Origin of the sequence: Nocardia sp. SSK8, from assembly GCF_037034205.1 — a bacterium.
In the GTDB taxonomy this organism is placed as follows: Bacteria; Actinomycetota; Actinomycetes; order Mycobacteriales; family Mycobacteriaceae; genus Nocardia.
In genome coordinates this window covers 153,689-170,838 of the sequence record NZ_JBAGKD010000011.1, presented here as the reverse complement: position 1 = coordinate 170,838, position 17,150 = coordinate 153,689, and the positions used below count along the sequence as shown (strand labels likewise).

At 68.6% G+C, this 17,150-nt stretch carries 19 protein-coding genes and 1 pseudogene; 11 read left to right on the top strand and 9 right to left on the bottom strand.

Going from position 1 to position 17,150, the window contains the following annotated elements; genetic code table 11:
- Positions 1-49 precede the first annotated feature (49 nt).
- From WA675_RS20725 to WA675_RS20715, 3 genes are all read right to left on the bottom strand, one after another.
- On the bottom strand, positions 50-856 hold the full coding sequence (locus WA675_RS20725; protein ID WP_278261199.1) for a carbohydrate ABC transporter permease: 807 nt from the start codon (positions 854-856) through the stop codon (positions 50-52).
- Between the two features lie 92 nt (positions 857-948).
- A complete protein-coding gene (locus WA675_RS20720) occupies positions 949-1,926 on the bottom strand; it encodes a carbohydrate ABC transporter permease (RefSeq protein ID WP_336086327.1) in 978 nt (325 codons plus the stop codon).
- A gap of 43 nt (positions 1,927-1,969) precedes the next feature.
- On the bottom strand, positions 1,970-3,253 hold the full coding sequence (locus WA675_RS20715; RefSeq protein WP_336086326.1) for an ABC transporter substrate-binding protein: 1,284 nt from the start codon (positions 3,251-3,253) through the stop codon (positions 1,970-1,972).
- A 197-nt stretch (positions 3,254-3,450) separates the two neighbouring features.
- Here WA675_RS20715 and WA675_RS20710 point away from each other — a divergent pair, with 197 nt between their 5' ends.
- Positions 3,451-4,248, top strand: coding sequence for a DUF2786 domain-containing protein (locus tag WA675_RS20710; protein ID WP_336086379.1), 798 nt, complete (start codon positions 3,451-3,453; stop codon positions 4,246-4,248).
- A gap of 246 nt (positions 4,249-4,494) precedes the next feature.
- A complete protein-coding gene (locus tag WA675_RS20705) occupies positions 4,495-5,007 on the top strand; it encodes a TIGR04338 family metallohydrolase (protein WP_336086378.1) in 513 nt (170 codons plus the stop codon).
- Between the two features lie 89 nt (positions 5,008-5,096).
- On the opposite strand, the gene WA675_RS20700 is transcribed toward WA675_RS20705, so the two are convergent.
- From WA675_RS20700 to WA675_RS20685, 4 genes and pseudogenes are all read right to left on the bottom strand, one after another.
- Complete coding sequence (locus WA675_RS20700; protein WP_336086325.1) at positions 5,097-5,519, bottom strand: organic hydroperoxide resistance protein; 423 nt, start codon at positions 5,517-5,519, stop codon at positions 5,097-5,099.
- A gap of 8 nt (positions 5,520-5,527) precedes the next feature.
- A complete protein-coding gene (locus tag WA675_RS20695; RefSeq protein ID WP_336086324.1) occupies positions 5,528-5,959 on the bottom strand; it encodes a MarR family winged helix-turn-helix transcriptional regulator in 432 nt (143 codons plus the stop codon).
- Between the two features lie 72 nt (positions 5,960-6,031).
- Positions 6,032-6,994, bottom strand: coding sequence for an o-succinylbenzoate synthase (locus tag WA675_RS20690; RefSeq protein WP_336086323.1), 963 nt, complete (start codon positions 6,992-6,994; stop codon positions 6,032-6,034).
- Between the two features lie 76 nt (positions 6,995-7,070).
- Positions 7,071-7,323, bottom strand: a pseudogene (locus tag WA675_RS20685) (steroid 3-ketoacyl-CoA thiolase); the annotation flags it as partial.
- 38 nt (positions 7,324-7,361) lie between these two features.
- Between WA675_RS20685 and WA675_RS20680 the strand changes: the two are divergent.
- The gene (locus WA675_RS20680) at positions 7,362-7,877 is read left to right on the top strand and encodes a winged helix-turn-helix transcriptional regulator (protein WP_336086322.1); all 516 of its coding nucleotides are present in this window, start codon (positions 7,362-7,364) and stop codon (positions 7,875-7,877) included.
- Positions 7,878-7,916: 39 nt separating this feature from the next.
- Here WA675_RS20680 and WA675_RS20675 read toward each other — a convergent pair whose 3' ends face one another.
- Positions 7,917-8,999: an ABC transporter ATP-binding protein gene (locus tag WA675_RS20675; protein ID WP_336086321.1), complete on the bottom strand. Its 1,083-nt coding sequence runs from the start codon at positions 8,997-8,999 to the stop codon at positions 7,917-7,919.
- A gap of 119 nt (positions 9,000-9,118) precedes the next feature.
- On the opposite strand from WA675_RS20675, the gene WA675_RS20670 reads away from it, so the two are divergent.
- On the top strand, positions 9,119-9,913 hold the full coding sequence (locus WA675_RS20670; RefSeq protein ID WP_336086319.1) for an LLM class F420-dependent oxidoreductase: 795 nt from the start codon (positions 9,119-9,121) through the stop codon (positions 9,911-9,913).
- On the opposite strand, the gene WA675_RS20665 is transcribed toward WA675_RS20670, so the two are convergent.
- Positions 9,910-10,578 (bottom strand): hypothetical protein, encoded by a 669-nt coding sequence (locus WA675_RS20665; RefSeq protein ID WP_336086318.1) that lies wholly within the window; start codon positions 10,576-10,578, stop codon positions 9,910-9,912. The genes WA675_RS20670 and WA675_RS20665 overlap by 4 nt on opposite strands.
- 135 nt (positions 10,579-10,713) lie before the next feature.
- On the opposite strand from WA675_RS20665, the gene WA675_RS20660 reads away from it, so the two are divergent.
- The 7 genes from WA675_RS20660 (at position 10,714) to WA675_RS20630 (ending at position 17,149) form a co-directional block, all read left to right on the top strand.
- On the top strand, positions 10,714-11,034 hold the full coding sequence (locus WA675_RS20660; protein WP_336086317.1) for a hypothetical protein: 321 nt from the start codon (positions 10,714-10,716) through the stop codon (positions 11,032-11,034).
- Positions 11,031-12,899: an alpha/beta hydrolase gene (locus tag WA675_RS20655; protein ID WP_336086316.1), complete on the top strand. Its 1,869-nt coding sequence runs from the start codon at positions 11,031-11,033 to the stop codon at positions 12,897-12,899. Before WA675_RS20660 ends, WA675_RS20655 begins: the two co-directional genes overlap by 4 nt.
- Positions 12,900-12,952: 53 nt before the next feature.
- Positions 12,953-14,047, top strand: a complete 1,095-nt coding sequence (locus WA675_RS20650) for an LppA family lipoprotein (RefSeq protein ID WP_336086315.1) — start codon at positions 12,953-12,955, stop codon at positions 14,045-14,047.
- Positions 14,044-14,409, top strand: coding sequence for a hypothetical protein (locus WA675_RS20645; RefSeq protein ID WP_336086314.1), 366 nt, complete (start codon positions 14,044-14,046; stop codon positions 14,407-14,409). Before WA675_RS20650 ends, WA675_RS20645 begins: the two co-directional genes overlap by 4 nt.
- Positions 14,406-15,041, top strand: a complete 636-nt coding sequence (locus tag WA675_RS20640) for a DUF3558 domain-containing protein (RefSeq protein ID WP_336086313.1) — start codon at positions 14,406-14,408, stop codon at positions 15,039-15,041. The genes WA675_RS20645 and WA675_RS20640 overlap by 4 nt, the downstream gene beginning before the upstream one ends.
- A gap of 66 nt (positions 15,042-15,107) precedes the next feature.
- Positions 15,108-16,445, top strand: coding sequence for a WXG100 family type VII secretion target (locus WA675_RS20635; protein ID WP_336086312.1), 1,338 nt, complete (start codon positions 15,108-15,110; stop codon positions 16,443-16,445).
- The gene (locus WA675_RS20630; RefSeq protein WP_336086311.1) at positions 16,445-17,149 is read left to right on the top strand and encodes an ESX secretion-associated protein EspG; all 705 of its coding nucleotides are present in this window, start codon (positions 16,445-16,447) and stop codon (positions 17,147-17,149) included. The genes WA675_RS20635 and WA675_RS20630 overlap by 1 nt, the downstream gene beginning before the upstream one ends.
- The last annotated feature ends 1 nt before the right edge of the window (position 17,150 follow it).

The window sequence follows — 17,150 nt, the reverse complement described above, 5'->3', positions numbered from 1 at the left end:
CGAACCCGGGAACCGCGATGGGGGCGGCGAACGAGCCGCCCCGCCGCCCTCAGCTCTTCACACCACCCGCGGTGAGCCCGGAGATGATCCGGCGCTGGAAGATCAGCACCATGATCACCAGCGGCACCGTGACGATCACACCCGCCGCCATGATCGCCGCGTACGGCTGCACCAGCGGGTCGTTACCGGAGAAGCTCGCGATGGCCACGGTCACCGGCCGGGTGTCCTCCCCCGAGAGCAGCCGCGCCAGCAGGTACTCGTTGACCGCGGCGATGAACGCCAGGATCGCGGTGGTGAACACCGCGGGCGCGGCCAACGGCAGCATGATCAGCCGGAACGCCTGCGCCTTGCTCGCCCCGTCGATGCGCGCGGCCTCTTCCAGCTCCCACGGCAGTTCGGCGAAGAACGAGGCCAGGATGTAGACCGTCATCGGCAGCACGAAGGAGATGTTCGGGATGATCATCGCCTGGTACTCGCCGATCCAGCCCAGGTCGGTGAACAGCTGGAACAGCGGCGTCACCAGCACCACGGCCGGGAACATCGAGGCCGACAGGATCAGCCCCGATACCAGGTACTTGCCCGCGAAGGTCATCCGGGCCAGCGCGTAGGCGGCCAGCACGCCGAGCACCAGCGCGATCGCGGTGGTCGCCGAGCCGATGATCACGCTGTTGAGCAGCGCCTTGCCGAAGTCGTTGCCGCGGCTGGTGTCGAACGCGTTGCGGAAGTTCTCCAGCGTGAGATGGGTGGGCCAGGGCGTGGAGTCGAAGGTGTGCGCCGGATCGCGGAAGGCCACCACGGTCATCCAGTAGAACGGGCCGAGCCCCCACACCAGCACGATCAGCACGCCCAGATACATCCGGACGGTCCCGAGGCGCTTGCGCCACGACACCGGCGGCACCGCGACCTCCGCGCGTGCCACGTCGGGTTCCTTGGTCATCGAGATGCTCATCAGTGCGCCTTCCGCTGTTCTTCCTGGGTGCGGACAGCGTTGGCGCCCAGCACCTTCACCAGCACGAACGCGATGGCGAAGACCAGTAGGAAGGTGATCGTGGAGAGCGCGGCCGCGCTGTTGGGGCCCTGGCGCACCTGATCGACCACCAGGATCGACAGCGTGGTCGTGGCCGGGTTGGAGCCGGTCATGATGGCGGGCAGGTCGTACATGCGCAGCGCGTCCATGGTGCGGAACAGCACCGCGACCAGCAGCGCGGGCTTGAGCAGCGGCAGCGTGATGTGCACGAACCGCTGCCAGGCCGAGGCGCCGTCGACCTTGGCCGCCTCGTAGACATCATTGGGGATCACCTGCAGGCCGGCCAGGATCAGCAGCGCCATGAACGGCGTGGTCTTCCAGACATCGGCGAAGATCACCGCGAACCGCGAGGCCCACGGGTCCGAGGTCCACAGGATGTGGGTGCCGAGCACCCGGTTCACCACGCCGTCGTACTGGAACATGAACTCCCACAGCCGCGCGGTGACGGCGGTCGGAATCGCCCACGGGATGAGCACCGCGGCGCGCAGCAGGGCCCGGCCGCGGAAGGTCTTGCCCATCACCATGGCCATGCCGAGGCCGAGCACGGCCTCGAGCGTCACGGTCACCACCGTGAAGAACAGGGTGATGCCGACCGCGGCCCAGAACTGCGAGCCCAGCGTGCCGGTCGGGCACGACTCGGTGCCCGCCAGCGTGGCGCACTGCTGCAGCAGCCAGTGCGTGTAGTTGCTCAGCCCGGCGCTGCCGCCCTCGACGAACATGCCGGTGGCCGGGTCGATACCGGCGTCCTGCTGGAAGGACATCCAGATCGCCTGGAACACCGGATATCCGATGACCACCGCCAGCGCGACGAGCACCGGCGCGACGAACAGCCAAGCCTTGCCGGATCGTCGCAGTTCCAGCGCAAGCCCGCGCTGCTTGGCTCCCGAAGGATCCGACACCGTTAACTACTCTCCTACGGTCTGGTCGGGTCCGCTGCCTGCGCTACGAACCGGAACCGGCTGTCTCGATTCCCTTTTGCATCCCGGCCACCGCGTCGTCGACCGACTTGGTGCCGTTGAGGGCAGCATAGGCGTTGTCCTGGATGGCCTTCGACACCGCGGGATAGAACGGGGTCACCGGACGCGGCACCGCGCTGGCGATGGACTCCTTGAGCGCGGGCAGGTACGGCATCTTGGCGATCAGGGCCGGGTCGTCGTAGAGCGAGGCGCGCACCGGAGGCAGGGCGCCGGAGGCGATGATCTGCTGCGCCTCCTCGCTGATCAGGAAGCGCACGAAATCGGCCGCGGTGGCCTTGTTCTTGGAGAACGCGCTGATCGCGGCGTTGTAGCCACCGAGGGTGGAGGCGCCGACACCGGTGTTGCCGGGCAGCGGGGCAACGCCGAACTTGTCCTTCACCACCGAGGAATCGGCGTTGGCCTGGGCGTAGAGGTAGGGCCAGTTGCGCAGAAACAGCAGCTTGCCGGACTCGAACGCGCTGGCGCTCTCGCCTTCCTTGAAGGTGATGGCTTCCTTGGGGATGTCACCGTTCTGGTAGGCGTCGACGAGGACCTTCAGACCGGCCTTGGACTCCGGGCTGTTCACGGTCGGGGTCTTGCCGTCGGCGCCGACGAAGCTGCCGCCGTAGGCGTTGATGATCTCGGCGGTGTTCACGGTCAGGCCCTCGTAGGGGAACAGCTGACCGGCGTAGCAGCCGAGGTTGTTCTCGCGCGCGATCGGGCACTGACCGAGCATCTCGCTCCAGGTCTTGGGCGGGGTCGGCACCAGGTCCTTGCGGTAGTACAGCAGGCCACCGTTGGTGTTCTTGGGCGCCGCGTACAGCTTGCCGTTGTAGGTGGCGCTGGCCACGGTCGGCGCGAGCAGCGGAGTGGTGTCGATCGAGAAGCTGTCCTCGAGCGGCTGGATCCAGCCCTTGGCCGCGAACTCGGCGGTGTTGGGCACGTCGAGGGCGACCACGTCGTAGCCGTCCTGCTTGGCCCGGAAGTGCTCGGCCAGGTCGTCGTGCTGCTGGGTGCCGTCGGCCGACTGCTCCTTGAAGGTCACCTGCTCGTCCGGGTGCGCGGCGTTCCACCGGTCGATGAGCTGCCGGACCACCCCGGTCTCGGTGGTGTCCTTGCCCTCGACGTAGGTGATCGGGCCACGGCCGGTCAGATTCTGGCCCAGCGCGTTGCCCCCATTGTCGCTGGAGCAGGCGGTCGCGAACGACGCGGTCAGCAACGCGATCGAGGCAGCAGCCATCGCCGCTCTGGGGACAATCTTCAAGGCCATCGCAGACACTCCAGGGTCGAGACAGTGAGCAGCAGCACACCGTGCGGTGCAACAGGGAACATACATGGTGGGCGGTGTTCACGTCCGATCGTCCTGCCCAATCGCGTACTTTCGAGTCAGTTCCCTGATCCGGGCCTGTCGGTGGGGTGTCCTAGGCTCGTCGCGTGACGAGTCCATCGCCGTCGACGCCCGACCGGATGCTCACCCGGATCGGTGGTTTGCTGCGCAAGGCCGAGTCCACCGACAACGAGCACGAGGCCGAGGCGTTCCTGGCGGCGGCGCAGCGGCTGGCCACCAAGTCCTCGATCGATCTGGCGGTCGCGCGCTCGCATGTCAGCAGGCGCGAGCGCAGGTCGGTGCCGGTGCAGCGGATCATTCCGATCGGTGAGCCCGGCCGCAAGGGGTTGCGCACCTATGTGCAGCTGTTCGTGGCCATCGCCACGGCCAACGATGTGCGCTGCGATGTCGCCCGCAGCTCCACCCAGGTCTACGCCTACGGGTTCGCCGCCGATATCGACACCTGCGAGGCCCTCTACGCGAGCCTGCTCATCCAGATGGTGCGGGCCTCGGACCACTACATCAAGTCCGGCGCCTATCGCGCGGCCACCGTGGTCAAGGTGGTTACCGAGAAGCGTCTCGGCCGCACCGTGCGGCGCAAGATCGAAGCGCCCGTCGCCGGGGTCACCGCTCGCCTCAACTTCCAGATGGCCTTCGCCGCCCGCGTCGGCGCCCGCCTGGCCGAGGTGAAGGCCGAGGTCGTGGCCGAGGAATCCGCCACCGTCGCCACCGGCACCGCCCTGGCCCTGCGCGACAAGGAAGTAGCCCTCACCGACTTCTACACCGCCACCTCCGAGGCCCGCGGCACCTGGCGCGGCCCGCAAACCTCCACCGGCCATTCCGCCGCCGCCCGCCGCGCGGGTGACCGGGCAGGCCGAACCGCGCGCCTCGGCCCGTCACCCGAATTGCCCGCCGCGCGGGGAAAGCTGGACCGATGAGCGCTGCCCGCACGGTCGGCCCCGTCGCGAACAGCCTCCATACGGGCCGCCATGGGAGTCGGGTTCGGTCGCGCCCCGGCGCGAACAGTGGCCAGGCGAGCCGCCATGGGAGTCGGGTTCGGTCGCGCCCCGGCGCGAACAGCGGCGAGATGGGCCGCGACGGGGGCCAGGTCTGGGCGCGCCCCGGCGCGACGTGGGTCCATCGGGCGCGAAGGGTTTGGGCGGGCCGACGTGTCTGGTGAGGGGGTGCGGCGGGCGCGCGATACCCAGCGGGCGAAGGTGTACGACGCGGAGCACCTGGTGCGCGGGGTATTCGACCGCGCGGAGGAATTCGGGCACCGGGGTATCGATGCGTATGGCTCGCGATTGACCCTGCCGGTGGAGCGCAAATTCGCGTCGGTCGAATCAGTGCAGTCCTATACCGACAAAGTGCTGTCCCTGAATTGGGTTCGTACGCAATGGGATCGCGCGTCGATACCGATCATGGTCCGCGCGCGATCAGGCACTTCGGCCGCGCACTACGAGCCGGAAACAGCTGTCATGGCCGTCCCCTTACATACCGGCTCGACCGCCTGGGCCCTGCGCGAACTCGTCGTCCTGCACGAACTCGCCCACCACCTGGCCCCGGACGCTTCGGAGGCGCCGCACGGTCCCGAATTCTGTACCCGCTATGTGGAATTGGTCGATGGCGTGATCGGCCCCGAAGCAGCCTTTGTGGTCCGCGCGACGTTCAGCGGGTGCGGTGTCCGCTTCGGATGACAGATGGCGAGATCGTGCAATTCGACACCGCGCAGTCGAAATACCGACTGCGCGGCGGTGGGTTGCACGATCAGGCCGGAGTCGGCGGATCAGTCCTCCGCTACCCGTACCTCGACCTCGATATTGCCGCGGGTGGCGTTGGAATACGGGCACACCTGGTGCGCCTGGTCGGCGAGGGCCTGGGCCTCGTCGCGGGTCAGGTGGGGGAGCGAGATCTCCAGGGTGACGGCGAGTCCGAATCCGCCCTTGTCGTTCGGGCCGATCGAAACCTGGGCGCCGACAGCGGAATCCGCGATATTCGCGCCCGCCTTCTTCCCGACCAGGCGCAACGCGGAATGGAAGCACGCCGCGTACCCGGCGGCGAAGAGCTGCTCGGGATTGGTGCCAGCGCCATCGCCGCCCATTTCCTTCGGCGGCGCGAGCACCACATCGAGCTTGCCGTCGGTGGTGCGGGCGGTGCCGGTGCGGCCTTCGCCGCTGGCGAGGGCTTCGGCGGTGTAGATGACCTGCATGGGAGCTCTCATTTCTCGGTGAGGGTGTCGGTGAGTTTGCGCAGCAAGCCGCGCAGGGCGACGGCCTCCTCGCCGGTGAGCCCGGCGAGCTGGGCCATCTCGGCCGGAATCCGGCACGCTTCGGCGCGCACGGCCCGGCCGCTGTCGGTGAGCACGATGTCGACGCGCCGCTCGTCCACGGCCCCCCGCCTTCGCTCGATATACCCCGTCGCCTCCAGCCGCTTGAGCAGCGGCGACAGCGTGCCCGAGTCCAGGTCGAGCGCCGTGCCGAGCTCGCCCACACTGCGCCCGTCGCGCTCCCAGAGCGCGAGCATCACCAGATACTGCGGATAGGTCAGCCCGAGCCGTTCCAGCTTCGGCCGGTAGACCGCCGTCATCGCCCGCGAGGCCGCGTACAGCGGGAAGCACAGTTGCTCATCGAGGGTGAGTCCGTCGGTCATGCCAACAAGATAGCGCACAATTAAGTTGTGCACAACTAAAATGTGCGCGATGGCGCGCACGCGGGGATGCGCTTATTTCTCGTCGAGCAGTGCGCGCACGCGTTCGTAGCGCCGCATCCACCAGTCGACCCGCTCCGGGTCGGGATGGCGATACTTCGCCAGCAGTTCGGGTTCGGGCTCGGGTGGGGTAGTCGGGACCGGGAGCCAACCGTCGACGGGCAGTAGGGATTCCGCGACGAGGTCGCCCTCGAAGAGGGCGAGAGTGCCCAGCCCGCAGGCGAATTCGAGCGACGGCAGTGTCCCGGCCAGTGCCAGCTGAGCCGAGAGCCCGACGCTGGTCTCCAACGCCGACGACACCACCGTCGGCAACCCCGCCGCCTCGGCCACCGCGACGGCCCGCCGCACGCCACCCAGCGGCGTGCACTTGAGCACCGCCACATCCGCCGCCCCGGCCACCGCCACCCGCAGTGGATCCTCGGCCCGCCGGATCGACTCGTCCGCCGCGATCGGCACCGTCACCCGCCGCCGCACCTCGGCCAGCTCCTCGACCGTCGCGCACGGCTGCTCGACATACTGCAATCCTCCAGCGGCCCGGTCGATCTCGCTGATGTGCCGCACCGCCGTCTCCACATCCCACACCGCATTGGCGTCGACCCGGACGGCCCCGTCCCCGATCGCCTCCCGCACCGCCGCCACTCGCGCCAGATCCTCGGCCAGCGAATCCGGATGATCTGCGACCTTCACTTTCGCTGTCGCACAACCGGATTCCCGCACGATCCGCCCCGCCCGCACCGGGTCCACCGCGGGCACCGTGCAATTCACCGGAATCCGCTCCCGCACCGGCGCGGGCCACCCCACCTCCGCCTGCTCCACCGCGGTGGCCAGCCACCCCGCCGCCTCCCGATCCCCGTACTCGGGAAACGCGCAGAACTCCCCCCACCCCACCCGGCCCCGAATCAGCATCCCCTCGCGCACAGTGATCCCCCGAAACCGCGTCCGCAGCGGAATCGCATAAACCAACGTGTCAGCGCCCATTTCCCGATCGTAGAACGCCCCCGATTCCCCAAGGAGTCGCGGTGCGCGGCGGCCGGAACCGCCATGCACCATGAGTTCAGAGGCGTTCGTAGATGGTCGCGTTAGCCAAACCGCCTGCCTCACACATGGTCTGCAGCCCGAATCGCGCTTCCCGCTGATGCAGCGCGTGCACCAGCGTGGTCGCCAACCGGGCACCCGAAGCCCCGAGCGGAAATGACGGCGGTGAGCATGAGCAGCGGGTCGTCCCCGGCGACGGCGAAACTGTGCACCCGGGCCAGCGGCCGCAGCCCGAGCTGGGCGGCACGCTCGCTGGTCATGATGAGCACCGCGGGGCGCTAACTATCATTGACTCAAGTCAGAAATGGGTATGATGTCCGTTATGGCAGCCGTGATGGAAGGACCCCTGGCCGATCTGAACCGGTGGAACACCGAGGGCTGTTCCATCGCCAGAGCCATGGACCTCATCGGCACCCGCTCGGCCATGCTCATCCTGCGCGAGGCCTACTACGGCACCCGCCGCTTCGACGGCTTCGCCCGCCGCGTGGGCATCACCGATGCCGCCGCCGCCAACCAGCTCCGCAAACTCACCGCGGCCGGACTCCTGAAAAAGCGCCCCTACCAGGAAGAAGGCAAGCGCACCCGGCACGAGTACGTGCTCACCGCCATGGGCCGCGACCTGCTCCCCGCCGTCGTGGCGCTGTGGCAGTGGGGCGACACCTACCTCCAGCCCGGCCCCCCGCCGCTGCTGCGCGTCGACGCCGAGACCGGCGAGCCCGTCACCGTCGACCTGCGCACCACCGACGGCAAACCGGTCGACCTCGAACACCTGACCGTGCGCGTCAACGAGGACTACCTGCGCGCCCGCAAACGCCCCGAGAAATAGGAACGGCCCCCACGGCACTCGCCGCGGGGGCCGGACAGCTCAGCGCAACCGGCTGCCGGTCTCGGGATGGAAGAAGTACACGTGCTCGGGATCGGCGGTGAGCTCGAGCTGCTCACCCTTGGCCGGGGGATTGCGCCAATCCACCCGCGCCACAATGGATTCCCCGGTCTGCCCGCTGGCGTCGGCCGAGAGCGCGCGCCCGTAGACGTAGGCGTCGGAGCCGAGCTCCTCGACCACGTCCACCTCCATCCGTAGCCCGCCCGAGCCCACCTCGAGGTGCTCGGGCCGGATGCCCAGCACCACCGAGCCCTCGGCCGCGTCCACCGCCGCGCGCGGCACCTTGATCGGGTACCCGCCGATGGTGACCGCGCCGTCGGCCACCGGCAGCGTGAACAGGTTCATCGCGGGCGAGCCCATGAACCCGGCCACGAACATATTGGCCGGGTCCCGGTACAGGTCACGCGGTGACGCGCACTGCTGCAACAGCCCGTCCTTGAGCACAGCCACCCGGTCACCCATGGTCATCGCCTCGACCTGGTCGTGGGTGACATACACCGTCGTGGTGCCCAGGCGCCGCTGGAGCTGGGCGATCTGGGTGCGAGTCTGCACGCGCAGCTTGGCGTCGAGGTTCGACAGCGGCTCGTCCATCAGGAACACCTGCGGCTGACGCACGATCGCGCGCCCCATCGCCACCCGCTGGCGCTGACCGCCCGAGAGCGCCTTGGGCTTGCGGTCCAGGTACTGCTCGAGATCGAGCAGCTTGGCCGCCTCGAGCACGCGCTGCTCGCGCTCGGCCTTGGCCACCTTGGCCAGCTTGAGCGCGAAACCCATGTTCTCCGCCACCGACATGTGCGGGTAGAGCGCGTAGTTCTGGAACACCATCGCGATATCGCGATCCTTGGGTTCGGCGTGGGTCACGTCGTCGGCGCCGATGAGAATGCGCCCGCCGTTGACCTCCTCGAGGCCCGCCAGCATGCGCAGCGAAGTGGATTTGCCGCAGCCCGACGGCCCGACCAGCACCAGGAATTCGCCGTCGGCGATCTCCAGGTCCAGGGCGTCGACGGCGGGTCGGTGCGCGCCGGCGTAGAGCCGGGTCGCGCGATCGAAGGTCACGGTAGCCATGCGTAGATCAGTCATCCCATCCCGGCAGGAACGTGCCGGACGATCCGAGAACAGGGTCGTCACGGATGGTAGCGGTAACCTCGATGACGGCCCACGCCCGCGAGTGCACAGGAGCACGGATGAGTCGTCGCGTTCGAATCGGAGTCCAGCTGCAACCCCAGCACGCCCCCGACTACAGCCGCATCCGCGACGCGGTGCTGCGCGCCGAGGACGCCGGGGTCGACATCGTCTTCAACTGGGACCACTTCTTCCCGCTCACCGGCGACCCGAACGGCGCGCATTTCGAATGCTGGACCATGCTGGGCGCCTGGGCCGAACAGACCGAGCGGGTCGAGCTCGGCGCCCTGGTCACCGGCGGCGGCTACCGCAACCCCGACCTGCTCGCCGATATGGCCCGCACCGTCGACCACATCAGCGGCGGCAGGCTCATCCTCGGCATCGGCGCGGGCTGGTTCGAACGCGACTACACCGAGTACGGCTACGAATTCGGCACCCCCGGCACCCGCCTGAACCTGTTGAAGGACAGCCTCGCCCGCATCTCCGCCCGCCTGGGCAAACTCCAGCCACCCCCGCTGCGCCACATCCCGATCCTCATCGGCGGCAAGGGCGAGCGCAAAACCCTGCGCTTGGTCGCCGAATACGCCGACATCTGGCACTCCTTCTCCGACGTCGACGCCCTCGCCCACCGCAACCAGGTACTCGCCGCCCACGCCACCGCCGCGGGCACCGACGAATCCCGCATCGAACGCTCGGTCCAATGGCTCGGCCGCCCCGAGGCCGACGCCCTCCACGCGGCAGGCGTCACCCTGTTCACCGTCGGCGTCTCCGGCCCCGACTACGACCTGACCACCGTCCGCGAGGCCATCGACTGGCGCGACGGAGTCAACCCCGAACTCCTCGAGGGCCTGGCCTAGTCGTACTCCAGCCAGCTCTCGCGCTGGAAGTACTCGTCGTCGGCGTCGTCGTCCTCGGGGGTAGGTGCAGAACGCGCCGCCGCCGGGGTGGTGTTCCAGCCATGTTCGGCAGGTCGAGGCTGGGCCTGCCCGACGGTGTTCCAGCCGTGCTCGGCAGGCTGAGGTTGGGCCTGTCCGGTGGTGTTCCAGCGAGGTTCGGCAGGCTGGGGCTGGGTCTGGCCGGTGGTGTTCCAGCCGTGCTCGGCGGGCTGAGGCTGAGTCCGAGCGGCAGTGTTCCCGCTCTGCGCGGCGGGCTGAGGTCGGTGCGGTGTCGCGGGCTGCGGGGTCAGCGGGGACTGGGCTGACGGTGGCGCCTGGCCGAGCGCGTCGACGTATCGTTCGCGCCGGTCACGCAGGCGCGGGTCAGTCTCCAACCGCGCCACGGCCGCCATCACCGCCGCGCGCGACTCGGCCAAGGCCGCGGCGTGCAGGCGGACGATCGTCGCGACGAGCGTGTCCGGGTCCAGCCGCCGAGCGGCCTCGGTGAGGTGCACCGCCTCCAGCGCACCGTCCGCACCCACCCGCACCGTGGCGATATTCCCCGCCGCCGAGGCGCTGGCTGGCTGGTTCAGTCCGGCGTGCAGACGCCCGGTGTCGGCGTCGAGTGGATCGAGCGCGCCTGTCATCTGATGTCTCCCCTGGTCGATCATCCCGTTCCGCAATGCCATCTATAGATGGCATTGCGCGGTGGATGCAATCTATAGTTGGCGCAGTCGATAGCGGTGGGGTGCGTCGCCGACACCCCGTGGGGAGGGAACCGAGTGAGTCCGACGCCGAGTACCGAACAATTCGATCTGGACCCAGACGCGGTGCGCGCCCTCGCGGCGGGCATGGGCACCGCCGGTCAGGAAGTGCAGGTCATCGGCAAGGGCGGCGCCCTGGCTGACGGCGTCTTCGAGTGCATGCCCAATGGCGACGCCCCGCGGGCGTATCAACTCGCCGCCCGCCGCGCCGACAAGGCCATGGGCGCGGTCGGCACCGCCCTGGCCGAACTCAGCGGCAAGACCATCGCCGCCGCACTCACCTTCCAGCAGCAGGACGACGGCCTGGCAGGCGCGCTGAGCGGGGTGACCCCGCGATGAGCCAGCACCTGACCGTCTCCCAGGTCGAGTCGTGGAAACCGGCCGCCTTCGGCACCCAAGCCACCGAGTTCGCGCGCCAGGCAGCCGAATTGCGCACCAAGATCCAGGACCAGTACCTCGCCGCCGACGCCTCCCGCGACACCTTCCGCCGCGAAACCGGCGACGCCATGCGCACCCGCTTCGACGAGATCCACACCAAGGCCCTGCTCATCGCCGACGCCCTCGACCGCGGCCGCGACGCCGCCACCTCCGCCCAGTGGACAATCAGCTCCGCCCAGGGCTTCCTCGCGTCGAAGAAGTCCGACGCGCTCGCCAAGAGCTTCGAGGTCCGCGACGACGGCACCTGCGTGATCTCCGAAACCGCCAAGCAGCGCCTCTATTCCGCGATCGCGAGTCACACCACCGACCCCACCGAGGTCGCCGACAAATACACCGTCGGTATGGCCGCCCTGCAACTCGACGCCAACACCCACACCGCCGCCGTCCAGGGCGCGCTGACCGGCGCCATGAACGCCGACACCGCTGCCGAATCCGCCATCGAGTCCGCCTTCGAAAACCTGCCAACCCCAGACTCTTTCGGCAACGCGACCACGCCCGCGACAGTTACTCCGCAGCCCCCGGCCAACGGCACACCGCAGGAGAACCGGCGATGGTGGGACTCGCTGACCGCCGCCCAGCAGGCCGAGATGCAGGCCACTTCGCCGAAGATCATCGGCAACCTCGATGGATTGCCCGTCGAAGTGCGGGACAAGGCGAACCGGGCGACGATCCCGGACGAGCAGGCCCGCCTCGACGGCGAACTGACCAAGTATCAGGACGCCATGGTGACCGCCGCCGCCACGGGCGACATGGCCGGGGTCGCCGCGGCACAAACCGGGCTGGACCGTACCGAACAGAAACTGAAGGACCTCGCGGCGGTGAATACTGCCATCGGGCAGAGCGCCACCGCGACCGACCCGCCGCGCTACCTGATGGCGCTGGATATGGAGTCCGGCCGCCAGGGCCGCGCGGCGGTATCGGTCGGCAATCCCGATACGGCAGACCACATTTCGGTGACAACGCCAGGTCTCGGTTCCAACCTCGACGAAACCCTGCTCGGTGGTGGGGAACCGAAGAATCCCAACGGGGGAATGGTCGGCGAGGCACAGAATCTGATCAGAACCTCTGAGGCGCAGCTGGAGTCGGCCGGTCGGGGCGGCGAGCAGATCGCGTCGATCGCGTGGTTCGGCTACGACCCGCCACAGGGTGGCATGTCCAGTTGGTCCGACCTCGAGCCGGACACGATCAATGTGCTCAACGAGGGCAGGGCACAAGAGGCAGCACAACCACTGTCGTCGTTCTACGCGGGTCTCGACGTGGCCAGTGCGAAAAACGACCCGCACATCACCGCGCTGGGTCATTCCTACGGCTCATTGGCGACGAGTCTCGCGCTGCAGGAAAAGGGCGGCGGAGTCGACGATGTGGTCTTCTACGGCTCACCCGGATTGGGCCGCGAGATACCGATGCACGGCGCCCTGGCGCCCGTTCCGGCGATTCTGGCGGAGGCAGGTGTCAACGACACCGTCTCCGGTGCCAGCGATCTCGGCTTGTCCGACAACCATGTCTACGAGATGACCGAACACGGCGACCCGGTCGCCAATATCGATGGATTCGGCCGCAGCCCGCACAAGATGGACTGGGTCACCCACCTGAGTACCGACCCGATCACGGTCGGCGGGCAGCATTACGAGAGCGGCGCCGACAATCCGCATTCCGAATACGGGCGCTCGGGGTCGAACGGCAATCTGAACCGCTCCGGATACAACCTGGCCGCCGTCGTCGCCGGTCTTCCCGAATTGGCCACCGATCCGAAGACCGACCGGTGAACCGGCGCCGGACCGGCCCGAAGGTCGCAGTGTCGATCTGCTGTTTGGCCGGGATGGTCGCGCTTTCCGGGTGTGACGCCGCGCGCACCCACCCGGCGATCACCGGGCCGGAGGAAACCGCCGCCGCGACACAGCGATTGCGTGAACTGCCCGGTATGGAAACAGAATTCACCGCGATGCGCGCGGTCGCGGTGGAACTCGGCGCGGTCGCCGCCGAACTGGTGCCAGGGGTCAGCTTCGAGTGGTCGAGAAGCGATTCTCTCGATAGCAGGCAATGCCCCGCACCCTACGACCAGACCGGCGGGCAGACCATCGGCCTCGAGCCCTATCGGTCCACCGATCCGGTCGCCGTTTCCGACGAAGTGTGGCAGCAGTTCACCCGTCGAGCCGGGACTGTCGTCAGCCGGGTGGGTGCGACGCCCAGCGACCCCGCGCCGGATCCGCGGGCGAGTAGCCAATCGTTCGGAAGCGCGGAGACCGGCACCACGATCTCCGTGAGCAGAGGCAGCGTCATCTCGATCGATGCCCACATCGGTTGCCGCCTGTCCCAGGCGGACCTCACCGGCGCCGCGCAACCGGATGATCCGACAGGTCCCGAAGAGACCGCCGCCGCGGAACAACGCCTGCTGGAGCGTCGCGACCTCGAATCCGAACTGGCGGAAATGCGGTCCGCTGTCGAGGAGATCGGCGCCGCCGCCGACGGTTTCCTGCACGCCGAGAAGTTCGCATGGGAGCCCGGGAACTCCTACCAGCCGAAACCTTGCCAACGTCCCTACGACCAGACCCAGGGAACGGCGCTCGAGCTCGAGGAATACAAGGTCGACGTCGTCTTCCGCTCCGACATTCCCGACGCCGGTTGGCAGCAGGTCACCGATCGCGCCCACGATGTCGCGGCCCGCTTCGGCGCGGCCCTGCCCGCGATCAGCGTGATGCCCGGCAACTACTTCCAGAACTTCGTCAACGACGAGGACGGTGCCCGCCTCACCGTCCGCAAAGACCAGAACACCGTGACGATCTCGGCCCGCACCGGCTGCCGCCTCGCCCACGATCCCCACCTGCGCAGCTCGGAACTGTCCCCCACCGCGGCACCCATCCCGTACGCGACCCCCGTCCCACCACCGGCAACCCCGACAGGACAGCCGCGATGATCAACGACACCTCCCCATCCGGTCTCTGGCAGGCGGCCTGCGAGGGACGATTCCGGCTCGACGCCGACGCGGCCAAGGAATGCGCGGCGCACTACGCCTGGCTGGCCGATCAGTTGGAGGCTCGGATCAACGAGACCGAACGGCTCAATTCCCTCGGCGGATTCGGCGGGTTCGTCTCGGCGCAACAACTGCAGGACGGCTTCGCGAGCAAGGCCGATCAAGGTGCCGACGCATTGCGAAGCATCCAGCAGGAAGTGCTGGAGTTGCAGGCAGCGGTGCTGAAGGCTGGTGCGGTTCTCGTCGAGACCGACTTGGCTGTCGCCGCACGGATTCTGCACGAGGCGTCTCGGGTGGCGTCATGAGCTGGATCAAGCGGTATCCGATTCCGGCTGTGTTCGTGATCGGCCTGACGGTTGCTGGATGTACGGGCGCGGAACCTGCAGATCCACCGTCGGCGACGGGTGCGGGCGGCTCACCGGCGGAAAGTTCCAGCACGGTCCGCCCGACATTGACCGACGCGAAGCTGCAGCCCCCCTCTCAGGACAACAAGTACACGAAGGCGGGTGGGCGCCCCGCAGTGGTGGTCGACCCCTGCACCTGGATTCCTGATGACACGATCCGCGCACTGAACCTCGATCCAGCGACTCGAAAGCGGGGTCGCGACTTGATCGCTGAATATTCTTTCCTTACCTGCGATTTCGCCGCGAACCCACCGCAGGAGAAGTGGCGACTTCGAGTCGATTCCGGCAACGTGACGCTCGATGAGGTCCGGCAGAAGTATGCCGGGAAGTACGAGAACGTCGACGTCAACGGCCGGGAGGCGGTGCGAACCGTCAAGAACGGCGATCCGACGTGCGCCATCGATATCAAGACAGCGGTCGGATACTTCGGTATCGAAGTCGCCGATGTGGCTGGTTCCGGCTCGGCGACACCCTGCGACAAAGCGATGGAATACGCCCGCGCACTCGAACCAGTGATCGGCGATGACAACTGACATGTTCCAAGCGAAGGGTGGGGACCTGTGACAGGGGAGATTCCGCTGATCCCGGGCGTGATCGGGATGACGACCGCGCAGCAACCGGCGTCGACGGCCGAGGCGGCGGTGGCGTTCGACGCGGCGACCGCGTCGCAGCGGAAGGCCACGGAGCTCGGGGTGGGGGCGGCGGGGGCTGATCCCGCCTATATCCGGACGATGGAAGAGTTCGCCGCCATGCCCCATGCGGAGATCTACCGGCGTGCGCAGGAAATGCAGCCGGGGGTGATGACACAGACGGCCGAGTCGTGGAAGGCGATCAGTACCGCGCTGACGGGCAATGTCATCGGGATCAACGCCAAAGTGAACGCGACGATCGCGCAGGGGTGGGAGGGGCAGACGGCGCAGGCCGTCAGCGCGGCCACGCGGCTGTTGACCGGGCGGTTGACCGAGTTGCAGAACGTGACACAGGTGGTGGCGTGGCGGGTGGACGCCGCCGCGCGTGGCGCCGAAACGGTGAAGGCGCAGATCCAGCCGCCGCCGGTGACGGTGCCGGGGCCGACAGTGCTCGGGGCCGAAAACCCCGTCGGCGCGGTCGGTTCCACGCAGGCGCAGTCCGATGCGTGGCAGGCGGCTATCTGGACGATGCGCAACAACTATCAGCCCACCTACGAACCCGCGGGGCAGGACGTCCCCGTGTTCCCGATATCGAATGGGTTGGGCGGCAACGAGATTCCGACGGGCACCGGATCGCCCGCACCGAACGGAGGCGGCACCGATACCGATCCGGTGGCATCCGGCCCGGTCCAGCCGACCGGCACAGACGACAGCCCGGCTACCGGTGACACGGCCGAGCAGGGGGCGACCTCCACCACCGGCGATACCACCGGCACGGACACCTCGACAACCGGCGACGACACATCCGGCACAGACGACCAGTCCACCGACGACGACACCACCGCCGCCAGCACCCAACAGCCATCCACGTCCGGCACCCCTTCGGGTAACCCGAAGGGCACCGGTTCGCCCGGTACCGGCGGCCCAGGCGGCGCGGGCAATCCGGGCCCCGGCGGTCCCGGCGCCGCAGGCCCTGGCAACCCGGGTCCCGGCGCCCCGGGAACCCCGATCAGAGGTGGCTCCCCGATCGTCGCGGGCGCCCCGGGCAATCCGGGCAGAACCGGTGTACCGGCCGCCGCGTCCACCGGCACCAGGAGCGCGGCGGGCATGCACGGTATGCCCGGCATGGGCGCGCCCGCCGCGGCCCGTCAGAACCAGAAGGGCGACGACGAGCACCAGGGACGCCCGGAGCTGCGCATCCACCCCCGCAACCGCGTAGACCTGGTCGGCCCACCCCAGGGCACTGTCCCCCCGGTGCTCGGCGCCCAGTCCCCCGAGCGCCGCCGCCCCACCGATCGCGAGCTGTAGTGCGGTGGGAATTCACCGCCGACGAGTTCCTCTACGTCTGGGGCGAGACCGGCCTCGATCGAATTCCCGCGCCCCTGACCGTCGTGCCGTCGGTCCGGTGGCGGCACGAATGGGATGACCTGGCGGCGGAGCTGCGCGTTCGGCTTCCGGTCGCGCGGGACCCGGACCTGTCCGCGGTATTGCGGCTGGCCGCGGCACCGGAACTCGCGGTCACCGTGGTCGGCGCGCGCAATGACAAGTCGATCCGGCTGTACTGCGCGGTGACGCATCGCAGCGCGGTGGCGCTCGCCCAGCTGCCCGGCTCATCGGCGGGTCGCACCGTGGTCGTCCGCACCGGGAACCCCGAGTCCGTCCCGGTATGGGTTTCGCTGTTCGCCGGGGAGCGACGAGCCGGTACCGCGCCGCCGATGACGGAATCGGTCGATGCGCTCACGACCCCGACGCAGGCCGTGACCCTGGACTACGGGGAGGCGTCGACCGCCGACCGTGTGCACGATCTACTCGCGGCACCACGTTCCGGCGCCGGGCATGTGGAGGTGGTGCGGGGCAGGCCGGGATCACCCGGTGGTCGGTACCTGAGTTGGTTCGATGTGGCCGAGGACGGCCGCTACGCCTACCGGTACCGGCACGGTGACCTGATGATCGAACCGTGCTCGACCACCAGGTTCGAGAAGATCCTCGCGCGGATGACGTGCACGCGCTAGC

Excerpts from the sequence above, each read along its gene's own strand:
- WA675_RS20700 (WP_336086325.1), bottom strand. The coding sequence starts at position 5,519 with ATGCAGGTCATCTACACCGCCGAAGCCCTCGCCAGCGGCGAAGGCCGC.
- WA675_RS20655 (WP_336086316.1), top strand. The coding sequence starts at position 11,031 with ATGAGCCAGCACCTGACCGTCTCCCAGGTCGAGTCGTGGAAACCGGCC.
- WA675_RS20690 (WP_336086323.1), bottom strand. The coding sequence starts at position 6,994 with ATGGGCGCTGACACGTTGGTTTATGCGATTCCGCTGCGGACGCGGTTT.
- WA675_RS20710 (WP_336086379.1), top strand. The coding sequence starts at position 3,451 with ATGCTCACCCGGATCGGTGGTTTGCTGCGCAAGGCCGAGTCCACCGAC.
- WA675_RS20665 (WP_336086318.1), bottom strand. The coding sequence starts at position 10,578 with ATGACAGGCGCGCTCGATCCACTCGACGCCGACACCGGGCGTCTGCAC.
- WA675_RS20715 (WP_336086326.1), bottom strand. The coding sequence starts at position 3,253 with ATGGCCTTGAAGATTGTCCCCAGAGCGGCGATGGCTGCTGCCTCGATC.
- WA675_RS20670 (WP_336086319.1), top strand. The coding sequence starts at position 9,119 with ATGAGTCGTCGCGTTCGAATCGGAGTCCAGCTGCAACCCCAGCACGCC.
- WA675_RS20680 (WP_336086322.1), top strand. The coding sequence starts at position 7,362 with ATGATGTCCGTTATGGCAGCCGTGATGGAAGGACCCCTGGCCGATCTG.
- WA675_RS20645 (WP_336086314.1), top strand. The coding sequence starts at position 14,044 with ATGATCAACGACACCTCCCCATCCGGTCTCTGGCAGGCGGCCTGCGAG.
- WA675_RS20640 (WP_336086313.1), top strand. The coding sequence starts at position 14,406 with ATGAGCTGGATCAAGCGGTATCCGATTCCGGCTGTGTTCGTGATCGGC.
- WA675_RS20650 (WP_336086315.1), top strand. The coding sequence starts at position 12,953 with ATGGTCGCGCTTTCCGGGTGTGACGCCGCGCGCACCCACCCGGCGATC.
- WA675_RS20675 (WP_336086321.1), bottom strand. The coding sequence starts at position 8,999 with ATGGCTACCGTGACCTTCGATCGCGCGACCCGGCTCTACGCCGGCGCG.
- WA675_RS20635 (WP_336086312.1), top strand. The coding sequence starts at position 15,108 with ATGACGACCGCGCAGCAACCGGCGTCGACGGCCGAGGCGGCGGTGGCG.
- WA675_RS20695 (WP_336086324.1), bottom strand. The coding sequence starts at position 5,959 with ATGACCGACGGACTCACCCTCGATGAGCAACTGTGCTTCCCGCTGTAC.
- WA675_RS20725 (WP_278261199.1), bottom strand. The coding sequence starts at position 856 with ATGTATCTGGGCGTGCTGATCGTGCTGGTGTGGGGGCTCGGCCCGTTC.